Source organism: Saprospiraceae bacterium (assembly GCA_026129545.1).
GTDB lineage: Bacteria > Bacteroidota > Bacteroidia > Chitinophagales > Saprospiraceae > M3007.
Window position 1 is genome coordinate 993109 of sequence record JAHCHX010000001.1, and the last position, 22112, is coordinate 1015220.

20 protein-coding genes are annotated in these 22112 nt (G+C 53.5%); 9 read left to right on the forward strand and 11 right to left on the reverse strand.

The window, feature by feature from the left end:
* Positions 1–16: 16 nt before the first annotated feature.
* Complete coding sequence (locus KIS77_03515) at positions 17–1549, reverse strand: hypothetical protein (protein ID MCW5921386.1); 1533 nt, start codon at positions 1547–1549, stop codon at positions 17–19.
* Between the two features lie 265 nt (positions 1550–1814).
* On the opposite strand from KIS77_03515, the gene pyrR reads away from it, so the two are divergent.
* From pyrR to KIS77_03545, 6 genes are all read left to right on the forward strand, one after another.
* Positions 1815–2366, forward strand: coding sequence for a bifunctional pyr operon transcriptional regulator/uracil phosphoribosyltransferase PyrR (pyrR, locus tag KIS77_03520; GenBank protein MCW5921387.1), 552 nt, complete (start codon positions 1815–1817; stop codon positions 2364–2366).
* A gap of 84 nt (positions 2367–2450) precedes the next feature.
* A complete protein-coding gene (locus KIS77_03525) occupies positions 2451–3368 on the forward strand; it encodes an aspartate carbamoyltransferase catalytic subunit (GenBank protein ID MCW5921388.1) in 918 nt (305 codons plus the stop codon).
* Between the two features lie 54 nt (positions 3369–3422).
* Positions 3423–3968 (forward strand): RNA polymerase sigma factor SigZ, encoded by a 546-nt coding sequence (sigZ, locus tag KIS77_03530; GenBank protein ID MCW5921389.1) that lies wholly within the window; start codon positions 3423–3425, stop codon positions 3966–3968.
* 86 nt (positions 3969–4054) lie between these two features.
* Complete coding sequence (locus tag KIS77_03535) at positions 4055–4213, forward strand: hypothetical protein (GenBank protein MCW5921390.1); 159 nt, start codon at positions 4055–4057, stop codon at positions 4211–4213.
* A 503-nt stretch (positions 4214–4716) separates the two neighbouring features.
* A complete protein-coding gene (locus KIS77_03540; protein MCW5921391.1) occupies positions 4717–5502 on the forward strand; it encodes a PIG-L family deacetylase in 786 nt (261 codons plus the stop codon).
* A 63-nt stretch (positions 5503–5565) separates the two neighbouring features.
* A complete protein-coding gene (locus KIS77_03545; protein MCW5921392.1) occupies positions 5566–7245 on the forward strand; it encodes an AarF/ABC1/UbiB kinase family protein in 1680 nt (559 codons plus the stop codon).
* 96 nt (positions 7246–7341) lie between these two features.
* On the opposite strand, the gene KIS77_03550 is transcribed toward KIS77_03545, so the two are convergent.
* Positions 7342–9387, reverse strand: coding sequence for an oligopeptide transporter, OPT family (locus KIS77_03550; protein MCW5921393.1), 2046 nt, complete (start codon positions 9385–9387; stop codon positions 7342–7344).
* 317 nt (positions 9388–9704) lie between these two features.
* Between KIS77_03550 and KIS77_03555 the strand changes: the two genes are divergently transcribed.
* Both KIS77_03555 and KIS77_03560 read left to right on the forward strand, forming a co-directional pair.
* On the forward strand, positions 9705–10778 hold the full coding sequence (locus KIS77_03555) for a PorP/SprF family type IX secretion system membrane protein (GenBank protein MCW5921394.1): 1074 nt from the start codon (positions 9705–9707) through the stop codon (positions 10776–10778).
* A 150-nt stretch (positions 10779–10928) separates the two neighbouring features.
* Entirely contained in the window at positions 10929–11393 is a 465-nt protein-coding gene (locus KIS77_03560) for a DUF962 domain-containing protein (protein MCW5921395.1), read from the forward strand.
* Positions 11394–11417: 24 nt separating this feature from the next.
* On the opposite strand, the gene KIS77_03565 is transcribed toward KIS77_03560, so the two are convergent.
* On the reverse strand, positions 11418–12467 hold the full coding sequence (locus KIS77_03565; protein MCW5921396.1) for a flippase-like domain-containing protein: 1050 nt from the start codon (positions 12465–12467) through the stop codon (positions 11418–11420).
* Positions 12448–13857, reverse strand: coding sequence for an alkaline phosphatase family protein (locus tag KIS77_03570; GenBank protein MCW5921397.1), 1410 nt, complete (start codon positions 13855–13857; stop codon positions 12448–12450). Before KIS77_03570 ends, KIS77_03565 begins: the two co-directional genes overlap by 20 nt.
* A gap of 102 nt (positions 13858–13959) precedes the next feature.
* Here KIS77_03570 and KIS77_03575 point away from each other — a divergent pair, with 102 nt between their 5' ends.
* The gene (locus KIS77_03575) at positions 13960–15063 is read left to right on the forward strand and encodes an endonuclease (GenBank protein MCW5921398.1); all 1104 of its coding nucleotides are present in this window, start codon (positions 13960–13962) and stop codon (positions 15061–15063) included.
* An 18-nt stretch (positions 15064–15081) separates the two neighbouring features.
* Here the strand turns inward: KIS77_03575 and KIS77_03580 are convergent, their stop codons facing one another.
* From KIS77_03580 to KIS77_03610, 7 genes are all read right to left on the reverse strand, one after another.
* Positions 15082–16134 carry a 2-oxoacid:ferredoxin oxidoreductase subunit beta gene (locus tag KIS77_03580; GenBank protein ID MCW5921399.1) on the reverse strand — a complete coding sequence of 351 codons (1053 nt, stop codon included), beginning with the start codon at positions 16132–16134 and terminating at the stop codon, positions 15082–15084.
* A gap of 126 nt (positions 16135–16260) precedes the next feature.
* Positions 16261–18141 carry a 2-oxoacid:acceptor oxidoreductase subunit alpha gene (locus KIS77_03585; protein ID MCW5921400.1) on the reverse strand — a complete coding sequence of 627 codons (1881 nt, stop codon included), beginning with the start codon at positions 18139–18141 and terminating at the stop codon, positions 16261–16263.
* Between the two features lies 1 nt (position 18142).
* Positions 18143–18373 (reverse strand): HNH endonuclease, encoded by a 231-nt coding sequence (locus tag KIS77_03590; GenBank protein ID MCW5921401.1) that lies wholly within the window; start codon positions 18371–18373, stop codon positions 18143–18145.
* A gap of 811 nt (positions 18374–19184) precedes the next feature.
* Positions 19185–19415 carry a type II toxin-antitoxin system MqsA family antitoxin gene (locus KIS77_03595; GenBank protein ID MCW5921402.1) on the reverse strand — a complete coding sequence of 77 codons (231 nt, stop codon included), beginning with the start codon at positions 19413–19415 and terminating at the stop codon, positions 19185–19187.
* Positions 19416–19419: 4 nt separating this feature from the next.
* Positions 19420–19668, reverse strand: a complete 249-nt coding sequence (locus KIS77_03600; protein ID MCW5921403.1) for a DUF4258 domain-containing protein — start codon at positions 19666–19668, stop codon at positions 19420–19422.
* A 53-nt stretch (positions 19669–19721) separates the two neighbouring features.
* The gene (lspA, locus tag KIS77_03605) at positions 19722–20219 is read right to left on the reverse strand and encodes a signal peptidase II (protein ID MCW5921404.1); all 498 of its coding nucleotides are present in this window, start codon (positions 20217–20219) and stop codon (positions 19722–19724) included.
* 25 nt (positions 20220–20244) lie between these two features.
* On the reverse strand, positions 20245–22035 hold the full coding sequence (locus KIS77_03610) for an FAD-dependent oxidoreductase (protein MCW5921405.1): 1791 nt from the start codon (positions 22033–22035) through the stop codon (positions 20245–20247).
* Positions 22036–22112: the final 77 nt, after the last annotated feature.

The window sequence follows — 22112 nt, forward strand, 5'->3', positions numbered from 1 at the left end:
AAATATCATTTTTTACTCATCGCGCAACAACAAACGGCAGTGTTTTCACCCCTCCTTCATGCAGCACCACCAAACGATAGGTGCCTGCGGGCCAAGAAGCGGATGGCAGATGAAGCAGCGTTCTGTCACTTCCGACCAACTGATTTGACTGCCAAACGATACGCCCCATCGAATCATGCACCGAGTACTGAACCGATTGGTGCAGCCAACCCAAAGGCGTCTCCATCGTGAGCGGCTGACCCGCCGTAAGCAGCGTCGGGTAACAGCGCCAGCCTTCGGCATCGGGTGCCGAGGTGGATACGATGACTGCCGATTTGAAAGTAGCCGAAGGGCTGAGCGTGGTGCAGACATACCAATCGTTGAAAGGGCGCACACGCCAGTAGTAGTTCTGATTGGCTACCAAATTGCCCAAGACCCAAGTAGTGTCGGATGTCACCACATCCAATTCCCGAATACTGAAGTTGGAAAAGCGCGACAGCTGCACCACATAGCGCGTTGCGTTGGGCACCGACGACCATTGCAGCACCGTGCCCACCGTGGGCGACAGCTGCCCCCCGATAGGAGCGAGCAAAGTGGGCGTGTCCTCAATGTCGCCTTGTGGCTGCTCGTTCGTCAGCCAATCGGGTTTTTTGTTCAGCAAGGCAGCACGCATAATCGTGATTTGCTCGTCGGAGAATCGGTTGGCGCATTTGTCGAAGGAGTAAGACATGAACAACGTTCCATCCGAGAAGAAGGTCGCGCCAGTAGGGTCTTTCTGCTGCACCAAGCTCTTCCCCTGATTGTCACAATCCCAACGGTAACTCAGATAATCTGGCTTGGTGTCGCAAATCAAGTCCGCCGCGACGGCGCAATTGCTCCCGTCCACATACTCCACCAATGCTGTGTCGAGCGGGGCCGGGATTTGCGTGTCAATCGTGTCGTGGAAGTAGGTATAGTCGTATGTCAAGGTGTCAGGCGTTGGGTTGGCGAAGCTGTACACCTTGCCTTCCCAACCTATGAAAGGGTGGGGCAGCGACAGGTTGTGCCCCACCTCATGTGCCCAAGTGTGGTCGTTTGGCCCCGAGCAGCCATGAGACATCGCCACGCCCGCGTAAGGCAAATTGTAACCACAATTGCCCGCCACGTTCGCGGCAAAATAACTATTGAGCGCCCCTGCCACATTGTTGGTCAGCATCATGTCAATGCCCTGCGGGATGGTTTGGTGCTGATACCACCCCGTGTTGTTAATCAAATTCCATTCGTTTTTGAAATACAGTCGAATCCGCGTGTCGGCGAAATCGAGGTTGAGGCGACAAAAAGCATCCAGCAATTGGCCGGGCGAAAAACGCCCCGTACCGTTGTCGCGAGCCAACAAGTGAATTTGAACCCCCAATTTTAGCGTGTCCGACGAACGCTCCTCGACGAACTGCTCCGGGTACGCAAGGTATTCCAACAGGAACGGGTCGAGGCCGGGCGGCGTGCCGCACGGCGCGAGTTCGTGTTTGCCGGGTTCCTGAGCAAGAGCGGGAAAAAAGCCCATCAAAAGGGCCAAAAGCGGAAAAAAGCGCATAGTCTATCATCAAAAATTGTGTGCTGCAAACATAGCCTTTTTATCAAGCATCCCACACGCACGAATCGAACAATGCCATTCATGTCCTTTTGAACACTCTCCCGAACAAATCCCCATAGCCTCAAAAACTTCCCCGCGCAAAACCTTTGAACCCTTGTCTCCCCCCAACTATCTTTGCCGCCATCCCCATCCATCAGACAATCATAAATCGCAAAGTCTTGCTCGGCAATCGTAAATCGTAAATCCAAAATCGTAAATCAAACAAATGTCAACCGGAAAAACGCTCCTCACCCGCGAACGCTTCGCGCTCACCCTCGAACGGCTCTGTCACCAGCTGCTCGAGGATTGGGACGATTTTTCCAACGCCTGCATCGTCGGCATCCAGCCGCGTGGCACCCTGCTCTCCAATCGAGTCCACGAACGCCTGACACAGCTCACCGGCAACCAATCCATTGAATACGGAAAACTCGACATCACCTTTTTTCGCGACGACTTCCGCATGACCGACACGCCCCTCACCCCACACCCCAACGAAATTGATTTTCTCGTAGGAGGAAAACGTGTGTTGCTGATTGACGACGTGCTCTACACCGGGCGCACCATCTCCGCGGCGCTGGCAGCCTTGCAGCACTATGGCCGACCAGACGCGGTGGAACTGCTCGTGCTCGTGGACAGACGCTTCAACCGGGAATTGCCCATTCAACCCGACTATTTCGGCATCGCCGTGGATGCGCTCGACGAGGCTTACATAAAAGTGCGTTGGCAAGAAACACACGGCGACGACGAGATTTTGCTTTTTGAAAACAAACCAAAATAGAGACTCAACTTCCCGAAAGTTTTCAACTTTCGGAAAGTTTGACTCACGATGCCCCTGAAACCCTGAAACCTTGCAACCTGCTCTATGCTCTCCACACGCCACCTCATCGGCATCAAAAACATCACCGAAGACGACATTCGGCTCATCTTCGAGACGGCGGACAATTTCAAAGAAGTCATCAACCGCCCCATCAAAAAAGTGCCAAGCCTGCGCGACATCACGGTGGCCAATCTTTTTTTTGAAAGCAGCACACGCACCCGCGTCTCCTTCGAACTCGCCGAACGCCGCCTCAGCGCCGACATCGTCAACTTCACCGCCTCCTCATCCAGCGTCAGCAAAGGCGAGACCCTGCTCGACACGGTGAACAACATCCTCTCCATGAAAGTGGACATGGTGGTGATGCGCCACCCCGCGCCCGGTGCCTGTGTCTATCTCAGCACCCGCATCCCCGCCAACATCATCAACGCGGGCGACGGCACGCACGAACACCCCACCCAAGCCCTGCTCGACGCATTCTCCATCCGCGAAAAACTCGGCGACGTGGCAGGCAAAAAAATCGCCATCATAGGCGACATCCTGCACAGCCGTGTGGCGCTAAGCAATGTTTTTTGTCTGAAAAAACTCGGAGCAAAAGTCCGCGTGTGCGGCCCCCCGACCCTCATCCCCAAACACTATGGCGCACTCGGCGTCGAAATCAGCCACAACGTGCGCGACACCCTGCGCTGGTGCGACGTGGCCAACGTGCTGCGCATTCAACTTGAACGTCAGGACATCAAATACTTCCCCAGCCTCCGCGAATACCACCAATACTTCGGTATCACACGGCAAATGCTCGACGAACTCGACCGCGAAATCGTGGTGATGCACCCCGGCCCCATCAATCGCGGCGTGGAACTCAGCTCCGACGTGGCCGACAGCCCGCACAGCATCATCCTCCAACAAGTGGAAAACGGCGTGGCCGTGCGCATGGCCGTTTTGTATCTGCTGGCAGGGCAGCGGTAAGGATTGCGTCTTTTTCCCAATTCCCGTGTCTTATGAATCACGAAGACTTTTCCGATGAACGAGATTCAAAACATTTGGGCAGAATTTCACCGCGCATTGAAGGGCTTGATTGTAAAAACGGTGAAAGACCCCAACGATGCGGACGATATTTTGCAAGACATTTTTCTGAAAATAATGCTCCACTCAGACAAAATCGAGCGAGCCGACAATCTGCGCCACTACCTCTATGGCATTGCCCGCAACGCAACGCAAGATTATTTCAGGAAAAAAAACGCGCCGATTGCCGAGCCGCAATTGGAAGAAACGATGCCAGCAGAAGAACCCGCACGTTCACTGAATACCGCAATCGCCGAATGCTGCGTGCGCAACTTTGTCGCGCAACTACCCGACAAATACCGGGAAGCCCTGATTCTGACCGAGTTCGAGGCACTTTCGCAAAAAGAACTGGCACGAAGGCTGGGCATTTCCTACTCGGGCGCAAAATCGCGCGTGCAACGCGGCAAGGAAAAATTGAAAGAACTGATTGTTGATTGTTGCGCCTACGAAAGCGACCGCTATGGCAACCTGCTTGACACAGGCAAAAAAAATTGCAGTTGCTGAAACCTCGCCTTTGCGTCTTTTCACAACCGCTCTCGTCTTCTTGGCACATACGATTTTGTTTGTGCAACCATTCAATTCTATTTTCAATGAAGAAAGGCGCAATCATCGCTTTGTTCGCTCTCGCGGCCACGGCCGCCATCATCGCAGGCAAACCCGCCGCCACCCCGACCACGGCCTGTTGCAACCAATCGCAATGCGACCCCGGTAGCTGCGACGAGCCTTGCGAACCGTTCTGCTGCGAATGACGAAAGGCGGGGTTCGGGGCGCTTGCCGCCCTGCGCTCCGCTTCTTTCATGTCTCACAGTCTTTCCTGTCATCTGGTAAGGCGGATTTGCAAATCCGCCTTACTGCTTAAGTTAATGCACAGATTTATTTCACACAACGACACGTCAACACTACGATTCTATTTTTATGATAATCAACTCTTTGTGTCGTTGTGTCGTCGCTTCACAGGACTTACAGGATTTACAGGTTCAATGAGGCGGCTTCGCTGCGAAAAATCCTGTAAATCTTGTAAATCCTGTCAAAATTTGTAAAAACTTAGTCAGCCTTCAAGCGCAGAGGACTCGGTTGACAGGCTTATAGGTTTTTGACAGGATTTACAGGTTCAATGAGGCGGCTTCGCCGCGAAAAATCCTGTAAATCTTGTAAATCCTGTCAAAAATTGAATGTCCGCTGTCCTGCCTAAGTTTTTACCAAAATTCAATGTCTGTAATCCTGCCTAAGTTTTTATCAAATTTCAATCAACATGAAAATCCTCTATGTCTTTCCGCATCCCGACGACGAATCGTTCGGGCCCGGCGGAGCCATTCACAAGCAAGTTCAGGAAGGAAACCAAGTTTTTTTGCTCACACTCACCAAAGGCGGCGCTACCAAAGTGCGGCATCAACTCAGATTGACCATCGAGGAAATGGGTGAGGTGAGAGTGCGGGAAATGCAAAAAGTGAAACAAACGCTCGGCATTGCCGAAATGAAAATACTGGACTATCCCGACGGGGGGCTGGCGAAAATTGACCCTATCGAACTCGAAAAAGAAGTGAAAAGTTGGATTACAACCTTTCGCCCCGATGTGGTGGTCACATACCCCGTGCACGGCGGCAGCGGGCACCACGACCACATCGCCCTCCATCATGCGGTGAAACGGTTGTTCTTCGAAAAAGCAAACGGACCCCGCTTTTGGCGCCGGTTGGCACTGTTCACAGTCGTGGACACAGGCTTGCCCATGTTCCTCGAAGGCGGCATCCCGAGGGTGACGTGGACAAAACCGGAAGACATCGCGGTGACCGTCGAATTGGGCGAGGAAAATATCGAAGCCATGAAAAACGCCCTAAGCTGCTACGAAACCTATCAGGAAATGGTCAAAACGACCAACGTCGTCGAGCGAATCGGCAGCCGCACCCATTTTGAACTGGTGAACGAGCAGCCCCCTCACCTGCTTGCTTCGCTCACAGAAGCCCTGGAAAACTGCCCCGAAGACTGCTGCACAGCCCCCGACAACCATTGCTCGCGTGCTGGGCGCGCCGGTTGTTGCTGAATGCTCCGGCAGACGGAAAACGACATCCTAATTTCCCAAAACTTCCCCAATCTTTGCCCCGCCATGCCACCCACCCAAATCTACTCCGGCCCCCGCCGGGTCCGCAAAGCCTACTGGACGGCAGCGGTCGTCATGCTCAGTTACTTCTGGCTGAGCCTGCGGAGCAAATTTTTCGGCCAAGCGTACTATGAAAAACATATCCTCGCGCTGCACCTCCGCAACGCCGAACGGGTGAAAACCGCCATTCTCGCCCTGAACGGGCTGTTCATCAAAATCGGCCAGTTATTGTCCATTTTGAGCAATTTTTTGCCCGAAGAATTTCAAAAACCGCTGGCAGCGTTGCAGGACAAAATCCCGCCCCGCCCCTTCGACCAAGTCCGCGAGCGCATCGAGCGAGAGCTCGGCCAGCCGCCGGAAGCCTTATTCGCCCGCTTCGACGAGATGCCTTTGGCCGCCGCCTCCATCGGTCAGGCGCATCGCGCCCAACTCCACGACGGCACCGAGGTGGTGGTGAAAGTGCAGCACGCCGACATCGAGGAAATCGCCCGCATTGACCTCGAAATCATGCGGCGGCTCACGGCGTTCATCTCCTTTTTCTTCCACATCAAGGGCATGGGCTTCCTGTACACGCAGGTGCGCAAGATGATAGAGGAAGAACTCGATTTTGCCAGCGAAGCCTGCTACATGACCCAAATCGCGGCGAACCTCCCCGCCAGCGAACGGGTTTTTGTGCCGGAAGTCCACCCGGCCTTTTCCACCACGCGGGTGCTGACGACGACTTTTTACGAAGGGGTGAAAATCTCCGAACTCGGCCAGTTGGATGCATGGAAAACTGACCGCCGCGACCTGGCTGTCAGGCTGTTGCGCGTTTATTGCAAAATGCTGCTTCAAGACGGCATCTACCACGCCGACCCGCACCCGGGCAATATCTTGGTGCAAAAAGATGGGACAATCGTGCTGCTGGACTTTGGTGCCACAGGCGAACTCAGCCCCGCCATGCGGGAAGGCATCCCCCAACTCATAGAGGCGGCGGTGAAAAAAGACACCTCCGGCATGGTGGATGCCTTTCGCACCATGGGCTTCCTCGCCGAAGGGCGGGAGGCCACCTTGATGGCCGAGCAAATGATATCCGCCATGCAGCATTTCCTGCAAAACGAGGTCCAACTTGACGGGCTTAACTTCAAGGACATCAAAATCAAACCCTTCGACAACAGCCTTTTTCGCCTCATACAGGACATTGGCCTTGGCGGCATCTCCGGCACTGTGCAGGTGCCGAAAGACTGGGTGCTGCTCAACCGGATGCTCACGCTCTTGCTCGGCCTTTGCAACACGCTCGACCCCAAACTCAACCCGCTCGACGTGGTGCGCCCTTACGCGAAAGACTTTGTGCTCGGTCAGCGCGGCGATTTCGTGACCCTCATCCGCAAATACCTGCAAGGCTCCATCGTCAATGCACTGTCGCTGCCCGACGAGTTGCGCCATGTATTGCAAAAAGCCCGGCAGGGGAAAATAGAGACGCTCAACCCTGACGTGCGCGACAGTGCGCGACTGCTGTATCTGGTGATTCAGCAGGTGTTGTTTGCCATCTTGGGTGTGGTTGCCGGGGCTTATGGCTGGTGGTTGAGGCAGCAAGGCGACCACGGCTCTGCCACCTATACTTTTGTTGCAGCAGGCTTGTGCGCGTTTTTGATGCTGCTCGGAATGCAGAAAGGAGAGCGGTTGTGGCGGCGCATGCAGCGGTGAGGTCGTTTTGTGTTCAGACAGTATTTCAAAAAAAACATGAGCCACCCCGAACGTTCGGCGATGACTCATGTTTTTTTGTCCCAATCCAAATCACGCTTACTTCTTGCGTGCTGCCCGCACGAGGAGGTAGGCCAATGTGGCAAAAAATGCCACGCCGAGCAACTCGTACCCGCCCGGCCCCAAGACTTTGACCATGTTTTCCTCCAAGTTGACTTTGGGCAGCCAGCCTTGCCCGGTTTCGTAGGATGCCTCTTTGGCCTGCCAGAGCGCCACGACCAATCCCATGAGCGCGCCGCCAGCCACCAAGCCTGTGGCAAAAAGACTGCCCTTGCCCAATTCGGAGTCTTCCACCGTCTCGCCCTTGCGTTTGGCGAGCCAGTCCGTCAGCCCTTTCAGCACGCCACCAATCCATATAGGCAGCGTGGTGGCGAGCGGCAGATACAGCCCGACTGCAAAGGAGAGCGATTTCACGCTGCACAGTTCCATGGTGATGGCAATGAAGATGCCGACCAGCACGAATTGCCAATCGAGGTTGAAGGAGAGCAAGCCTTTGATGAGCGTCGCCATCAGGGTGGCCTGTGGCGCGTTGAATTTTTCACCGATGGCGTGTTCGATGCCTTGTGCGCGGAGCTCGGCGGTCGGCGTGTCGAGATATTGTACCGTGAAACCGATGATGAGCGATGAAAAAACAACCCCAATGAAGAGCGCCAACTGCTGATAGCGCGGCGTGGCGCCCACGAGGTAGCCTGTTTTCAAGTCCTGCGACGTGGCTCCTGCGTTGGCAGCGGCTATGCAAATCATGCCACCGACCACGAGCGCCATTGGCTCGTAGAATTTGCCCGTCCAGCCCACGCCGATGAACACGAGGGCAGTGCCCATGATGGTGGCGATGGTCATGCCGGAGATGGGGTTGTTGCTGCTGCCAATGATGCCCACGATGCGGCTGGAAACGGTGACGAAGAAAAATCCAAAAATGATGACCAGCACCCCGATGAGGAGTTTACTCAGGATGTTTTCGCCCGGCACATTGGGCAGCACCGCCATCAGCAACACCAAGGCGAGGCTGCCAAAACCGACCACTTTGAGCGATAGGTCGTCCTCCGTGCGCGAGACGGCGGCAGTCTTGTCGCGATTGCGCAAATCGCCGATGCTTTCTTTGAAAGAGGAGACGATGGTGGGCAGGGTTTTGATGAGCGTGATAAACCCCGCCCCGGCCACCGCGCCGGCACCGATTTGGCGGACATAGGCGCGGTAAACAGCTTCCGAAAGGTCGGTCATGGTGCGGGTGACAGGGTCCCAGCCGAATCGGGCGTTGGGTTGCGAGAGGTCAAGCAGGCCGAGTTTGGCGAGCTGAGCCGCGATTACTTCGGGTGGCACGAGGGTGGCCAGCAAGGGAATCAGGCCGAGCCAAGCCAACACGCCCCCCGCCACCAACACGCCTGCGATGCGCGGGCCGATGATGTAGCCTACGCCGAGGTATTCCGGCGTGATTTCGCCGCTCACCCGTGCCGCTGGGAGGTATTTGTTGGCAATGTGGGTGCTCCACGTCGGCACTTCCGCGATGACGTGCAGCACTTTTTGCAGCAAGGCATACAAGAAAGCAAAGCCCAAGCCGAGGTAGGCCGTTCGGGCATAGTCTCCCCCTTTTTCGCCCGCTATGAGCACGCTGGCGCAGGCCGTGCCTTCGGGGTAGGGGAGGTTGGCGTGTTCTTTCACGATGAGCGAGCGCCGCAGCGGAATCATCATCAAGACACCCAGTATGCCCCCGAATATGGCGAGCATCAGAATCGTCCAGTAGTTGAAAAAGCCCTTGCCGATGCCGTCGCTGAGAAACAAAAACGCGGGCAGTGTGAAGACCACCCCCGCCGCGACCGATTCGCCCGCAGAGCCGGCGGTCTGAATGATGTTGTTTTCCAGAATGGTGGTTTTCAGAAACCGTCGGCCCAGCGAAATGGCGAGCACGGCGATAGGGATGGAAGCCGAAACGGTCAGCCCTGCCTTCAAGGCGAGATATACCGTGGCTGCGCCAAACAGGATGCCGAACACGGCTCCCAGCACGCAGGCTCGCAAGGTGAATTCCTTGACCGAAGTATTCTCCGGGGCGATGTAGGGCTTGAATTCAGGTGTGTTGGATTGTTCCATGAATAGATAGGTGTGTTTCGTTGTGGAGGACTTAATGGCAACACGAAGCGCGAAAGGTAGAAATTTTTGAAAGCAAGCCAACGTCCTTGCAAAAGTCCAGTGTTAAACTTTGGCGCTCGCCCCTATTTTTCGGACTTCGGTCGTTTTCGGGATTTATTTACATCTCGCGCTGCCAAGTTTTCAACATGGAAAAAAGCGCAATCCGCTCAAAATCAAGAAGAACAATTATGGCTACCCGACAAATCTTGTCGAATCAAGGTATAAAACAAGGCAACTGCGAGATGAGAATCTCTACCTTTGCCCAAATTTTTAAGCACATGAAAAAACGGTTACTTTACTCCCTGCTCCCTTCGCCAGTCGCGGCATTGACCATTGTGTTCCTTTTAGGCACGCTCATTCCCAAAACATATTCGCAAGACAAGCATTTCTCCCAATTCTACGCTTCCCCGATGGTTTTGAACCCCGCGCTCACCGGGGCTTTTGATGGAAAATACAGGGTGTCGGCCATTTATCGGGACCAATGGCGCCAAGTGCTCGACAATCCCATCACCACCTTTGCGGTAGCTTCCGACCTGCGTTTGAGAGCGCCCAGCAAAAAAGTCACGGAGGATGCTTTTGGCTTGGGTCTCATGTTCTTCACCGACAAGGTGAGCGTGGTGGATTTCAGCACGACCCAAATTGCCGTCTCGATGGCTTATCACAAATCGCTTGGCTCCAGCAACACGCAGTTCCTGACTTTGGGGGTGCAAGGGGGGCTTACGCAGCGCAATGTCAACTACGGTTCGCTCAACTTTCATGACCAATTCGACGGGGTGAATGGCTACACCATGGGCACTGGCGAGGAGTTGCCTGAAAACAACTTCTCTTATTCCGACCTCAATGTGGGGTTGAACTACATGGCTCAAGTGGGCCGTGAAGGGCGCATTTTTGCGGGTGTTGGCATGCACCATGCCACCCAGCCGCGTGTATCTTTCTATGGCAACACTGGCGAAGGCGGCAGGTTGTACCGGAAACTATCCGCGCAGCTGGCTGCCAATATCCCTTTGGATAGGGAGAACAATGTGGGCTTTTTGCCTCGTTTTTTGATAGCCCGCCAAGGCCCGCACACCGAAATCAACACAGGCACCAACTTCCGCATTGCGGTGGGTCAATACGGCAGCACGGCACTGCATGTGGGCAGTTGGGGGCGCTTTGTGCGCAACAACGACGGCCCCGGCTTCGATTCGGTGGTGGCGCTTGTGGGCTTGGAGTTCAGCAACGTGCTGATAGGCTTGAGCTACGACCTGAACCTGCGGGCCATTCAGGCCAAGCAACGGCAGGGCGCGTTCGAGATTTCGGTGGCTTATTTGGGCGAGTATGAGAATGAGGAAGTTTTGTGTCCAAAGTTTTGAGCAGGTTCCTACGCTTCGCGCCACTAGGTTTTGTGCAGGGCAAAGACGTAATCTGCTCAAAATCGCGGTCATCAATCATGCTCATCTGATAAATCCTATCGAATCAATGTGTATTTTTGCCTGACACTTTTTTTCAAAATAAAAGAAGCCATGCGTACCATTCAGTCTCTCCTTTCCGAGTACGGCGAGAGCCATCAAAACCCCACCAACAAACTGGTGCATTGGGTTTGTGTGCCTGTCATTTTTTTCTGTGTGGTGGGTCTTCTGTACAGCGTCAAATTGGGTGTAAACATTCTGCCCAATATGCCGCTCAATTTGGCCATCGTCGCGTTGGCACTGACCATTCTGTATTACGTCAGGCTATCCCCCACGTTGGCCATCGGCATGACGCTTTTTTCGCTGCTGTGTCTGTGGCTTTGCCGGGTGATTGAAGCGAGCGGTGCCTCGTTGTGGCAAGTCAGCCTCATCTTGTTCGTGCTGGCGTGGGTCGGCCAATTCTGGGGGCACAAAATCGAGGGCAAAAAGCCATCTTTTTTGAAAGATGTCCAATTCCTCATGATTGGCCCTGCTTGGCTGATGAGCTTCATCTATGAGCGGGCGGGCATCAAAGTTTAAGGGAGAGCATTTGCTCTTTGTGTGTCAGTTGGCTCGCGGCGCCTTTGCGCTGCGCATCTCTTGTATGATGACCACCCCTCCGGCGAGTGCCCCCAGCATGGTGGTGGACAAACGATAAAAAACAGTGTAAACGAGCAACAAGGATGCGGGCATCAAGGCGCTCATCAGCCATATCGTGGAGACCTCTGCCAACCCGGACGCGCCTGGGGTCGGGGCAAAATAGAGCAGCAGCATCTGAATCACCTGAACGCACAAAAACACGTCGAAAGGTACCTCTATGCCCATCGCTCGCACGATGACGTAGCCTATGAGGTATTTGTTGAAATAAAGCAGGCAGGTGGCCAGAAATGCGGATGAAATGCCCAACTTGTTCTGTTGCAAGATGCTGCGAAATCCGTCGTTGAAACGCCGCGATTCCGTGCCGGCTTTTTCGAGCGCCCGCTCCTTCTTTTCTTTTTTTATGGGCAAAATGCTCAGCACCGCCCTAATGAGAGATATGCCAGTTTGCGGGAAAAACAAGACCATCAAGGTGAGGGAAACCACCGTGGTTATCACGCCAAAGCCAGTTCGGAAAACCACGCCGAAATTTTCGCCAAACAAGTTATCCGGCAAATAAGCTAGGGCCGCAAGGCTTGAGAGCAAGAAAAAGAGCAGGGTTGCCACATAGTTGACCATAGACACCAAAAGGCTGTTGGTCACGCTTGCTCCTTTTTTCCACAAAACATAAAGTTGCGCGGGCGCGCCGCCTGTCTGGAAGGGGGTGGCTGCTCCCATGAACATATTGGCCCAGTTGGAGCGCATACAATCCCACTGCGAGATGAAAGGTAGTTGTTTCCCGTTGAAAAACAGGCGATAACGAAAGCCGCCCAGCCAGTAGTCCAAGCCGATGAGAGGCAGCAAGCCAATCCAAAAGCGCCAGTCGAGCCGGGCGGTCAACTCACCCAGACCGGCTGGGCGCTTCCACCATATCCCCAGCAATGTGCCCGCCAAGGAGCACAACACGAAAATCTGAATGCCATACAAAATCGTTTTTTGCGAAGGCAGCAAAGGGGTGTCAGCAGAGCGATTCTCCATCGGTGTTGTGCAAGGTCGGCTTGCCCGACCATTTTAGGACAGTGTTGAAAATGTCGGTCGTGCGGGCAGGGCGTGAGTCCCAGCCGGTTTGATTGTAGATGAGCGGCACCATAATGTGTTCGCGGTGCAGCGAGCCATGCGAGCCGTGGTGTTCCGGCCACTCCCATACCTCGCGCAGGTCGTACCCCTTTTTGGAAGTCACGATGAAGTCGCCTGTGCGGGTGCATGAGAACACTTGCTCGATTTGCACGAGTGCATCGGGGTACTGAGTGTCGAAGGTGGCAGCGAGGCTTTCGGCTCTATTCAGCGGGGTGTTCAAGAGACCCAACCCCAGCGGGTCGCCCGTTTGAGGCACATAATTGAGGCCATTTTCATGCTTGACGATGTGGGCTTCTCCGGCTGCCGAGCCTATGGCGAAAGTATTTGCGTCGTGTCGCCATGTGACGAAATCCACCTCTTCCCGTGCGAGCAGCTCTTGCCAGACATCGCCCAATCGCCGCTGTATTTCTTCGCCATACATCGGGTGTCCGTTGCCATTCTGCAAACAATACACTTGCCCTGCCGCATTGCCAGAAATCATGACAGACATCTTTGGGTTTTGTGTCCAAACCACCGGATATTCCAGTGTCTTGATACGACGACGTTTGAAAAAATGCGCCAAATCAAGATGGGTATGCGTTTCTGTCAGTCCGTGGTCGGAAATCAGAATTGTCAGCGTGTCGTCCCATCTGCCTTGTTTTTTTAGTTTTTCCACTGCCTGTCCGATGCTGTAATCCAGATATTTGTAAGCCCGAATCGTGTTGTCGTGGCGCGGATGATGCAAATGCGAGTTAGAGTCGACGCCCGGAAAAACGACGAACATGAATTCCGGTCTTTGTTCAAGGCCGAGCATGAGATGTTGATGGGAAGCCTCGTCCACTTTGCTCCATTTGTGGCTGAAATGCGCGCGCATGTAGAGACCCGGCTTCACTTTTTTGGTAAGGTCGTGGCCATTGGGCAGCCCACGAGTTATCATGGAAAAGATATTGAATGGCCGCTCGAACAGCTCGTGGAGTGTTGGCCGCTCTTTAGGCAGGTCGTCGTTGAAATAGGACGCTTCGTAACCACAATAGCTGCGAAAGCTACTGCGCCCCCAACGCCTTTGATGAAACTCGGCCTTGTCGAGCCATCGAATGCCGGGTATGTTGCTGGTGCCGGGAAAAGTGCCAGTCAGAAAAGGCAGATAGGCTGGGCCGGTAGTGGATGGGAAACAAGAAGTGGCTGTGCGAAAAGTGCCACGAGATAGAATTTCTTTTTGGATATTGGGCAAATCACCCGATTCCAAAAGTTCCTGCATCACATCCGGGCGGGCACCGTCAATAAGGAAGATGATTGCTAACGGTTTTTTCAAAATGTTACCTTAATGTAAAGTTCGGCGCAAAGTAAGCAGACTTTGGATTTTGCTGCCTCGTCGCACATTCATTCGTACCTTTCGCCCACAAATTCTGTTCGCATGACCCGCCTCTCCTTGTTTTTCTTCTTCTTCGGTATTTGTTCTCATGTTGCGTTGGCTCAGGTGTTTGAGCCAGTTTTTCCCGAGTATGTGGGCGAGGAGCTGCGTGATAGTCTGGCCGCTCGATTTCGACCTGCCTCTGTGCTGGACTACGCAAATGCCCGCGACACCCTCTTTGCCAAAGTGCTTGCCGTGGATGACGACACGTTGCGCTGCATTTACTCTGGCCACAAGCTTTATCTTGACCCCACTCAAGACCCGACGCAGTATGTTTACTTGAATGGCAGCAGCCTCGGCATGAACACCGAACACGCATATCCGCAAAGTAAGGGGGCTTCAAAAGGCAATCCGCGAAGCGATATGCACCATCTGTTCCCGGCCCGCATCCCCGTCAATGAGGCGCGTGGCAACGCTCCTTATGCCGAAATACCTGATGCGCTCACACAAAAGTGGTTTCGCGGCACGCAAATTCTATTCAGCGTACCTACCTCCCACATTGATGAATACACAGAATCGAGGAGTGGTGCTTTTGAGCCACGCGAATCTGTAAAAGGCGATGTGGCTCGGGCGGTGTTTTATTTCTACACGGTGTATCGTGGTCAGGCGAATGCCGCTGACCCAAATTTCTTTGAATCCCAGCGACTCACCCTTTGTCAGTGGAACGAACAAGACCCACCCGATTCGGCAGAATTGGTGAAAACATGGCGCATCGCCACCTATCAGGATGGAAAGCCCAACCCGTTTGTGCTTGATTGCACCTTGGCACATCGGTGTTGGTGCCCCGATGTGCCGACGACTTGCACTATGCTTTCTATAGAAGAGCGTCCAGCTGATTTGCTCGTGCCGCGTTTGTCGCCAAATCCGTTTAATGGGCAAGGGAAATTGCAGGCCTATTTGCCATTCGATGGCCGCTTGGACATCGTATTTCGCTCCATGTTGGGAAAAGAAGTGGCAAAGTGGGTGGTGCCCAATGCTTCAGCGGGTGCTTTTGAGTTTGATGTGGAAATACCCCCTACCGCTAGGGCGCAGATGGGCATCATGGAGATCCATTTGACAGACGGCCAAAGGATTGCAAAGGGGGTTGTCAGGGTGGTCGGTTGGTAAGTGTCGCATAGTCCACGCCTAACGAAATCCCGCATTTATTTTTTCGAGCGCTTCGCTGCCGGGGCAAAGTTCTTTTTCGCCCAGCGCGTTCAGCGGTTTTTTTACCGTGTTCAAAATATGGTGCAAGTCAGGCGCGTGGGTATCAATAAAAATCAGCCCGGTCAGTATTTCGCCTGTCGTTTTGGCCTCATAAAGCTTGTTCATGGCCGAATGGCGGTCGAGCGGGTTCCAGTCTTTTGCCAACTTGCTCAATTGAATCACCGAGCCATCGTGCAGTGGCACGGTGACGGAGTTTCCCTCATCGTAGCGGGTAGTGATTTCTGTCATAATCGGCACAAAATCAATGGCTCCCGTCGTTTCGATGTGTTCCCGTGTGTAGTCGTACGACTTGGTGGAGCCGGGGTTGTTGTTAAAAGTGACGCAAGGCGAAATCACGTCAATCAGCGCAAAACCCGGGTGCGACATCGCGGCTTTGATGAGTGGAATCAACTGCTCTTTGTCGCCGGAAAAACTGCGGGCAATGAAGGTCGCGCCCAATTCCAGCGCCAGCCCGGCCATGTCAATGGCTTGGTACATATTGGCCGCGCCCGATTTGCTGACCGAACCCACGTCCGCCGTTGCCGAATCCTGTCCTTTTGTGAGGCCGTAGCAGCCGTTGTTCATAATGATATAGGTGACGTTCAGGTTGCGGCGAATCGCGTGGACGAACTGCCCCATCCCGATGGAAGCCGAGTCGCCGTCGCCCGACACGCCGATGTAGAGCAGGTCGCGGTTGGCGAGGTTGGCACCCGTGGCGACGGAGGGCATCCGCCCGTGTACCGAGTTGAAACCATGCGAGTTAGCCAAAAAATAAGTCGGCGTTTTCGACGAGCAGCCGATGCCAGAGAGCTTGGCTACCTTATGCGGCTCGACGGCCATTTCAAAACAAGCCTGTATGATGGCGCCGCTCACCGAGTCGTGGCCACAGCCTGCGCAAAGCGTGGAGAGCGCCCCTTCGTAGAACTTTTTGGTGTAGCCCAGCGCGTTTTTGGGCGAATCGGGGTGACGGAACGTGGGTCGGACGAATGTCATAATTTATTGTGGATGTGGGTATTCGTGGATTTGGTGAGTTGGAATTCAGATTTAACACAGAGGCGCGGAGCACACAGAGTTAAAAATAAAATCTCTGTGTCCTCCGTGTCTCTGTGTTTGAAATTATTACTCCTCCACTTCCGAATCACTCGGAGGCGCGGCCTCATGTTCTGCAAAAGCGGGCGACAGTTTTCCCAACAGGCTTTTGTAAATCTGCTGGCGAATCGTTTCCGCCGTGATGGGGAAGCCATCGTAGTTGAGAATGGGCACCAATTTGGTCGGGTTGACATCCAATTCGTTCATCAACAGGGTTCTGAATTGCGCGTCGCGGTTTTGCTCCACCACATAGACGCGCTCGTGTTGTCGAATGAATTTTCTGACATCCTCGTTGAAAGGAAACGCCTTGATGCGCATCGCATCGAGCGTGATGCCTTGTTCGGCCAACAACTCCTGCGCTTCCAATGCTGCGTAAGTAGTGGTGCCAAAGAAAATCACGCCGAATGCATTCTGTTTCTCTTCTTGATAAAATTCAGGGCCTGGCACATATTGTTTGGTGGTCTCCCATTTCTTCAACAGCCTGTCCACGTTGCGGACGTATGCGGCACCCTCTTCGGTGTAAGTGGCATACTCGTCGCGCGAAGTGCCGCGAGTGAAAAAAGAGCCTTTCGTGGGGTGGGTGCCGGGGATGGTGCGCCAAGTGATGCCGTCACCGTCAACGTCCAAGTAGCGTCCGTAGCGTTCGCCCATGTTTTCCAACTCTTCTGCTGTCAGCACTTTGCCTCGGTCGTACACGCGGCTGTCATCCCATTCGAGCGGGGGTGACATATTGTCGTTCATGCCGAGGTCGAGGTCGGTCATCACGATGACGGGTGTTTGCAGGCGTTCGGCTAAGTCGAAGGCATCCGCCGTGAAGTCGAAACACTCTTTCGGGGTGCTGGGGAACAGCAAAACCTGCTTGGTGTCGCCGTGCGAAGCATACGCAGCCGACAGAATATCAGACTGTTGTGTTCGCGTGGGCATTCCGGTGGAGGGGCCGCTGCGCTGCACGTCAATCAGCACCGTCGGGATTTCGGCAAAATATGCCAGTCCCAAAAACTCGCTCATCAGCGACACGCCAGGGCCGCTAGTGGCCGTGAACGAGCGCGCGCCGTTCCAGTTCGCGCCGATGACGACGCCGATGGCGGCCAGTTCGTCCTCTGCCTGCACGATAGCGAATTTGTTTTGCCCCGTTTCCGGGTCCACGCGGAGTTTTTTGGCGTATTTGCCAAAAGCATCGGCCAGGGAGGTGGAAGGCGTGATGGGATACCAGGCCAGCACCGTCGCGCCGGCATAGACCGCGCCGAGGCCGCAAGCCGTGTTGCCGTCGAGCATTATCCAGTCACCCACCTTGTCGCGGCGTTCGAGCCGGAGGCCGAGCGGGCATTGGAAATGTTCTTTGGCGTATTGGAAACCCATGTCCAAAGCCTCGAAGTTGGCGGTGACGAGTTTTTCTTTGCCTTTGAATTTTTCCGTTATAATGCCGTGCAACACAGGCACTTCGATGTCGAGCAAAGCCGCGAGCGTACCCACATACACCATGTTTTTCAGCAACTGGCGCTGGCGCGGGTCGGCGAATTTGTCCATGCACATCTGCATCATCGGCACGCCGAGGTAGTGGATGTCGTCGCGGATGAATTCCTTGTGCAGTTCCTTCGTGTTGTCGTAGATGAAGTAGCCCTTGGGCCGCACGGCTGCGATGTCTTTGGGCATACTTTGCGGGTTCACGCAGACCATAATGTCTATGCCTTCGCGGCGGCCGAGATAGCCTTTTTCGCTGACGCGCACCTCGTACCATGTGGGCAAACCCTGAATGTTCGACGGAAAAATGTTTTTGGGCGACACGGGGATACCCATGCGGAAAATGGCTTTGGCGAACATATCGTTCGCGCTGGCCGAGCCGGTGCCGTTGACGTTGGCGAAACGGACTACGAAGTCGTTGAGTGCGGTGAGGTGATTATTGGTGGCCATTTTATTTTTGGTTTGCAATCAAGTCCTTTATTTTAGTCATTGTCAACCAAGGTCTTTTTCGATGAATCATTTTATGACAATTTGAACAGAGTAAGGCAATGTCTTCAATCTGTGTTTGTGTTTGTTCGTTTTCAATCTCACTTAATGGCAGGGTATGATGTGCTTCAATGTAATCTTCTCCGACCTTACCGTATACTTGTTGGAAATCAAAGCCACAAATCTGGCAAAACAATCTTCCATTTTTTCTTTTATACCTCGCGCCGCCAAGTTTTCAGCATCGTCTAGGGTAACGTTTACTAAACTTTTGAAGTTTAGTAAACGTGATCTCATCCTTCCAACCATGCTGAAAACTTGGCGGCACGAGGTATAAACTCTTTCTTCGCCAATCTTGCAACTCTAATTAAAAATGCCCCTTCGTATGGTTTTTCGTTCGCCCACTGATGAAAACTAGAAATACTTTCACCCTCAATAAGTATCTATTCGACGGCATACTTTGGTTGAAAAAGTGTTTCACTTGCAAGGATATACCTCGCGCCGCCAAGTTTTCAGCATCGTCTAGGGTAACGTTTACTAAACTTTTGAAGTTTAGTAAACGTGATCTCATCCTTCCAACCATGCTGAAAACTTGGCGGCACGAGGTATAATTAGTCTCAGATTTTTTGCTTCTTGAATGGTCATAGTTTTATTATTTTGCCGTTGTTGGCATCCCGCCAATCAACACTTCGCGTGAGTGGCGGGGTATAATTCACACAGGATTCACCAGAACCAGCCCTTGTATGTGTGAAACATCATTGATATTGCGGGTGTTAAGTTCGAGGTTATTCAGCAAAGCGGTCGCTGCTACGATTGAATCTCCCAAGGACATTTTCTTTGATTGCCGCAGCAGAATGGCTTGGTCGAGCACATCAGTCGTGACCCATTGACCAAAGTTTTTTACAAAAATAGGCTGTGTTTGAGATTGTTTTTTGCCGTTGTTGGCGTCCCGCCGACAATACTTCGCGTGAGTGGCCGCGCGTGGTTTCAGGTTTTTCAGGGCAAGAATTTCAAACTGCCTGCAAGCGCAACACTTCCACGTCCACGCCTTTTTCCATCGCTTGTTTCACTTCGGCTTCCACTCGCAGGGCGGTTTCTGTCGAGAGAAAATAATGCCCGCAGTGGTCGCACACCCGAGCAGGCACGTCGCGGATGGCGATGAAAAAGTTGCCCTTTTCATGCGTCACGGTCACTTTGCCGGGGTGGAGGCTGCCTTTATTGCACATTACACAGGTTGTCATAGTTTTAATTTTTTCTGGTTTTGAAATCTTCGTTCCAAACGGCTGGGTCAGGGACATACACCGTGACCAGCCAACATTCCTCTGTCACTTCGTCTCTTGCTACCACAACGTGGAGCGGTTCCCCTTTCGAGAAACCCAAGAGCAAAAAGCACGGATGAGGTTTTGTGTCAGTGTATTTCGCAATAACCTCGCCGCGCTTTACAACTTCGATTGCATCTGCCAAGTTCAATCCTCTGTCGAGGGATTTTTTCAAGGCATGGCGCGATATTTCGATGTTTTCACAGTGCATGGTTATTTTGCTTTAGGCTAAACACAGTTTTTTCGACTCTTAAACACCTGCTGCGCCACCACCAAACACATCCCAAATGTAATCGAAACATCCGCAGCGTTGAAAATCCCTGTTCGGAAAAAGCCAAATTGGATGAACATGAAATCCGTCACGGAGCCGTACACAATCCGGTCGAAGATGTTGCCAATGCCGCCGCCCACCATGCAACAAAGTCCGAAAATCGCCCACTTGCCGGGGTTGTGCGCGAAAAGCCAAAAGAACATCATCAGTAAAGTCACCGAAGGTATTGCCGTGAGCAACAGGCTTTTGGCCAGCGGCGACAGTGAATCGCCAAGACTGAGAAACGCGCCGGAATTTTCCACTTTTGTCAATACGACGTGTTCGCCCAAAACTTGGATGTCTTCATGGTCTTCAAGGTTTTCCCGGACGACCGCCTTGGAGATTTGGTCGCAACCGATGTTAACGGAAACGACTAAAATAATAGCGGCGTAATGGAGTATTTTGTTGATTTTCATGTACTTGACTTTTTTAGAAAGGACATTACGCATACTCCAACTCTCCCGCCTTCGCCACGCTGTACAGATACTTCTGCATATCCCAGGCCGCCGTCGGGCAACGCTCGGCGCAAAGGCCGCAGTGGAGGCACACGTTTTCGTCTTTCACCATCACGCGCTTGGTCGGCAGTTCGTCGGACACATAAAGGTCTTGGGAAAGTTCGTGTGCCGGGGCACTGAGTCGGGTGCGCAAGTCGGCTTCTTCGCCATTTTCGGTAAACGTGATGCAAGCCGTCGGGCAGATATCCACGCAGGCGTCGCACTCGATGCAGCGATTGGTGGTGAAAACGGTCTGCACGTCGCAGTTCAGGCAGCGTTGGGCTTCCTTAAAACCCATTTCTTTGTCAAAACCCAGTTCGACTTCCATCCGGCGGTCTTTCAGCGTTTTGGATTTATCGGCGTGGGGAACTTTGAACCTCAAATCGGGCGCAACCGCGCTGTCGTACATCCATTCGTGGATGCCCATTTTCTGGTGAATCAGGTTGGTACGCGGAGCGGGACGCGCCATGATGAGGTCTTCGCCCTGACAAAAAAGGTCAATCGAAACGGCGGCCTGATGGCCTTGCGCAACGGCAGTGATGACGTTTTTCGGCCCCATTGCTGAGTCGCCGCCAAAGAAAACTTCCGGGCGCGTGGACTGGAAAGTCGTTTTGTCCAAAACCGGGACCTCCCACTTATCGAACTGAATTCCTAAATCCCGTTCAATCCAGGGAAAAGCATTTTCCTGACCGACAGCAATCAGAACATCGTCGGCTTCAAAAAACACGTCGGGTTCGCCGCTTGGCACGAGCGAGCGGCGGCCGTTTTCGTCGTACACGGCTTTTACTTTTTCAAATTTCATCCCTACCAATTTGCCGTTTTCCACGACAAATTCTTTCGGAACGTGATTCTCGTAAATCGGAATGTCTTCATGCACAGCGTCTTCGATTTCCCACGGCGAGGCTTTCATTTCCTTGCGCGGGCTGCGTACGACGACTTTCACATCTTCGCCGCCGAGCCGCCGTGAGGTGCGGCAGCAGTCCATCGCCGTGTTGCCGCCGCCGAGTACGATGACTTTTTTACCTATTTTATTGGTGTGCTCGAAAGCGACGTTTGCCAAAAACTCGATGCCGATTTGGATGTTCGATGCGCCTTCTTTTCTGCCGGGCAGGTCGGCCAAGTCGCGCCCACGCGGTGCGCCTGTGCCGACGAAAATCGCATCGTAACCCATGCCCAGCATCTCGCGCATACTGGAAACGTAGGTCTTGAAATGGGTGTGGATGCCCATGTCCAAGATGAACCCAACTTCTTCATCCAGTACCTCTTGGGGCAAACGAAACGATGGAATCTGGCTGCGCATCATGCCGCCGCCGAGCTCCTGTTCGTCGTACAGATGGATTTCGTAGCCCAACGGCGCGAGGTCGCGGGCGACGGTGAGCGAGGCCGGGCCGCCGCCGATGAGGGCGATTTTTTTGCCGTTGGGTGGAAACGGGCCTTGCGGCATGAGCGATTTGACCTCGCCTTTGAAGTCAGCGGCCACGCGCTTGAGCCGGCAGATGGCGACTGGCTCTTCTTCCACGCGACCGCGTCGGCAGGCGGGCTCGCAGGGGCGGTCGCAGGTGCGACCCAACACGCCAGGGAAGACGTTGGATTCCCAATTTATCATGTACGCCTCGGTGTAGCGTTCAGCAGCGATGAGCCGGATGTATTCCGGCACAGGCGTATGCGCTGGGCAAGCATACTGGCAATCAACGACTTTGTGAAAGTATTCCGGGTCTTTTATGTTGGTCGGCTGCATGACGACGGGTTTGTTTTTATGGATAGGATTTACACGATTGACGGGTTTTTGATTTTTGAAATCCGGGCGGGTAAATA